The organism is Colwellia sp. F1 (assembly GCF_056238625.1).
Genome location: NZ_JBWDLI010000049.1, coordinates 1 through 3423 on the forward strand (window position 1 = coordinate 1; position 3423 = coordinate 3423).

4 protein-coding genes are annotated in these 3423 nt (G+C 49.0%); 2 read left to right on the forward strand and 2 right to left on the reverse strand.

Going from position 1 to position 3423, the window contains the following annotated elements:
• Positions 1-11: 11 nt before the first annotated feature.
• A complete protein-coding gene (locus tag AC0UA9_RS16900) occupies positions 12-971 on the reverse strand; it encodes a BCCT family transporter (protein ID WP_475661845.1) in 960 nt (319 codons plus the stop codon).
• A 311-nt stretch (positions 972-1282) separates the two neighbouring features.
• Entirely contained in the window at positions 1283-2029 is a 747-nt protein-coding gene (locus AC0UA9_RS16905) for an SDR family NAD(P)-dependent oxidoreductase (protein ID WP_125752790.1), read from the reverse strand.
• Between the two features lie 207 nt (positions 2030-2236).
• Here AC0UA9_RS16905 and folK point away from each other — a divergent pair, with 207 nt between their 5' ends.
• Entirely contained in the window at positions 2237-2683 is a 447-nt protein-coding gene (folK, locus tag AC0UA9_RS16910) for a 2-amino-4-hydroxy-6-hydroxymethyldihydropteridine diphosphokinase (RefSeq protein WP_125752787.1), read from the forward strand.
• Between the two features lie 98 nt (positions 2684-2781).
• A partial coding sequence (locus AC0UA9_RS16915; RefSeq protein WP_475661847.1) for a flagellin N-terminal helical domain-containing protein occupies positions 2782-3423 on the forward strand: 642 nt, incomplete at its 3' end.

A 3423-nucleotide genomic window follows, 5' to 3' on the forward strand; every position in this document is an offset into this window, starting at 1 on the left:
CCCTGCCAGCCTCAACTGCCTTCTTCACGAGTGTACTGCGCTAGCGTGTCGTTCCAGAACGACAAAGGCACGATATTGGAAATATAAATGCCGAGGGTTTCGATAATGCCGCGTAGCAGAAAGACGGTTGAACCGGTAAACAAGACAAACAGCATTAACCCTACGGCCATGCCGATGTTGACGTTGGAAAGCAGCTTCACGCCTTTATCTAGCCCACCTGCAATGGAGGCTACGGCGACTGCCGTTAACATAATGATGATAATGACTTTAGTGGTCACGCTATCAGCAATGCCAAAAAGTTCGCTTAGCCCTGCATTAATTTGCGAGGTGCCTAGCCCGATAGAGACGGCCACCCCAAATAGCGTTCCGAGTACCGCAAAAATATCGATTGTTTTACCAATTGGGCCGTAGATACGCTCCTTGAGCAGCGGATAGAACACTGAGCTGACGCGTACAGGGAGGTCGTAGCGGTAAATAAAGTAGGCAAAGGCTAGTCCTGGCAGAGTGAAAATAGTCCAGGTATGCAAGCCCAAGTGGTAAAGCGAAAAGCCCATCGCTTCACGGGCAGCTTCTACTGTATGTGGCTCAATATCGCCGTGGGGAGGGTTGGAAAAGTGGAAAATAGGCTCGGCGACTCCCCAGAACATTAATACCGTGCCGATACCGCCAGCAAATAGCATCGTGAACCAGGAAATATTGCCGTACTCCGGGCGATCGTCTTCGCTGCCCAAGCGAATATTGCCGTAGCGGCTGAGTGCTATCCACAGTAGGAAAACCAGCCAGAAACTAACCCCAAAGATAAAGAACCAGCCAAGATTGGTAACCACCCAGCTGCGGCCGGTGGCGAAAATGCTTCCTATCGTTTCAGGGGCAATGATTAATGCCACTAGGAACAGCAACATCAATCCTGCAGAGACAAAGAAAATAGTTGGGTCCGTGCGCAGCCCCAGTCGTTGCGCGAGTTTTTCCATGAGAATTTCCTTTTTATTGTTGGAATAGTCGCCTAGATGGGTTGCATGCCAGCTGAAATAAGGCGACTTTCACGAGTCTACAGACAACTATTCTGTCCATGGAAGGTGGGAAATGTGACCTTTAATTAAATCGTCAAGGGCTTAACGTAGCATCAACGAAAAACTGCCGAATGCACTTAATTAGCATCGGCAGCGTATGGCATAAAAGGACGTTGAAGACAGATTTGGAAGCTAGGTTTGCAAGCCAAGTTTGAAAGCTAGGTTTGAAAGCCAGGTTTTAATGATAGGCTTAAAGCTAGTTTGGAATACTTTCAGCCTGGATAGTTTTCGGAGTGTTGCCCTTCAAGATTGATCGACTCACCCCCGTCAACAAAGAGAATTTGCCCAGCAACAAACTCATTGTCTAATAAATAGTGCAACGCTTGTACAAGATGGCTGGGATCTCCCTGGTGTTTAACGGGTATACCTTCGATTCGCCATTGAATATAGTCGCTGGTACGTTGAGAAGCGGGCAGTACTACGCCGGGAGCAATCCCATTAATACGCAGGCGTGGTGCAAACTCTAGGGCTGCCATACGCGTCATATCAGCAAGGCTCTTTTTCGATAGTAGATACGCAGCATACGGGTACTGATGATAAGCCACTTTATTATCAATAATATTAATGACCTGTCCTTTATCAACGGCGTCCGCAAAGTAACGAGTGAGCAGCAACGGTGTAAACATATTGACCCTGAATTGCGCTTCCAGCATGGCCATGTCGGTGCCTGAAATGGGAGCAGGTTCGTATGCAGAGGCACTGTTAAGAAGCACATTTAAGTTTGGGAAGTGCTGCTTGGCGGCTGTCACAAGTTCTTCAAGAGAGTCGCTCAGGAAATTGCATGGCAGTATTTCGCAGCGCTGGCCTTTGGCGCGAATCGTCTTGGCAACGTCCTCGGCTTCACCCCGTGAGCTATTCACATGTAAGGCAATATCATAGCCCTTAGCCGCTAGAGCTTCGGCAAAATAGCGTCCCAAACGTGTTGCGCCGCCAGTGATCAGTGCAGCTGATGAACTCATGCAAAGCTCTCCCACAGTGGATTAACGTTAGCGTTGAGCATGACTTTCTGCGTGAGCGTAGCGTTTGTCAATATCTTGTACATAGCTTGAACAAAATAACAGGCAAGCTAGTCTTACGTATCATCGATATGACCTGACTACCACCTTCGCGCTTTGACGCTAAGCGCAGAGTTTCTAGAGCAGGGTCTACAGGATTAGGATGCAGCTATGCCACTCTCATCGTTAAACACTACGCCAGATACGGCCCTCCATGAATGCTTAATCTCTCTCGGTACCAACATTGAGCCGGAACACCACTTTCACGAAGCACTGACTATTTTACGCAGCGAGTGTGAATTGATTGCCAGCTCAGAAGCGATTCGCACAACGCCGGTTGGCTACCAACACCAGCCGGACTTCCTGAATGCAGCCTTACTTGTGCGTACATCTCTTGATCACGACGCTTTTCGCGCTTACTTAAAAGAGGTGGAAAATCGTCTCGGACGTGTGCGAGGCCCGATTAAATCAGGGCCGAGAACCATGGACTTGGATATTGTGGCGTGGGATGGCGAAGTCATCGATGAGGGGTACTACCAGCATAGCTACGTGCGTCGCCCGGTAGATGAAGTGCTGGCTGCCAGCCGCCGGACACTTAAACAACGAGCATGCTCATGATTTTTGCGTTGCGGCCGATAATAGCAGTGTAGCCTCCTACTGTTGGGCAGGCTGACCTGCCTCGGGGACGAGCGTTGCTAAGCCTAAACACCAATCTGATGTCTCTTATCGTGCAGAATAATCTGCGTAGCAGTCAGCAATCGATGCAGACCGCTATGGAGCGTCTTTCTTCTGGGCTACGTATCAATAGTGCCAAGGATGACCCGGCAGGTCAGGCGATTGCCAATCGCATGGGGGCTCAGCTGCGTGGTATGGAGCAAGCCATTCGCAATACCAATGACGGCATTTCCATGGTGCAAACAGCAGAGGGTTCGCTCAATCAAATTAACGATAACTTGCAGCGTATTCGTGAATTGAGTGTTCAAGCGGCTAACGGTACTAATGCTCCCGATGATCTTGACTCAATTCAAAATGAGATCAATCAGCGCCTAGATGAGATTGATCGTCTTGCCGAACAGAGTAACTTCAACGGCATTGGCTTGTTTGATAGTAGCAAAGAGGTAAATATTCAGGTGGGTGCTAACGATGGCAATAGCATTGCGGTGCGCTTAGCAGCCATGAATAGGCAGGCATTGGGGCTGGACAGCTTTAGTGTTTTAGATGATGGCAACGCAACGGATAACCCGCTTAAGGCGCTAGATGGCGCCATTAAACAGGTGGATCGCCAGCGGAGTTATTTAGGCGCGGTACAAAATCGCTTCGAAAGTGTGATCGATGGACTCAATACCAACATTATTAAT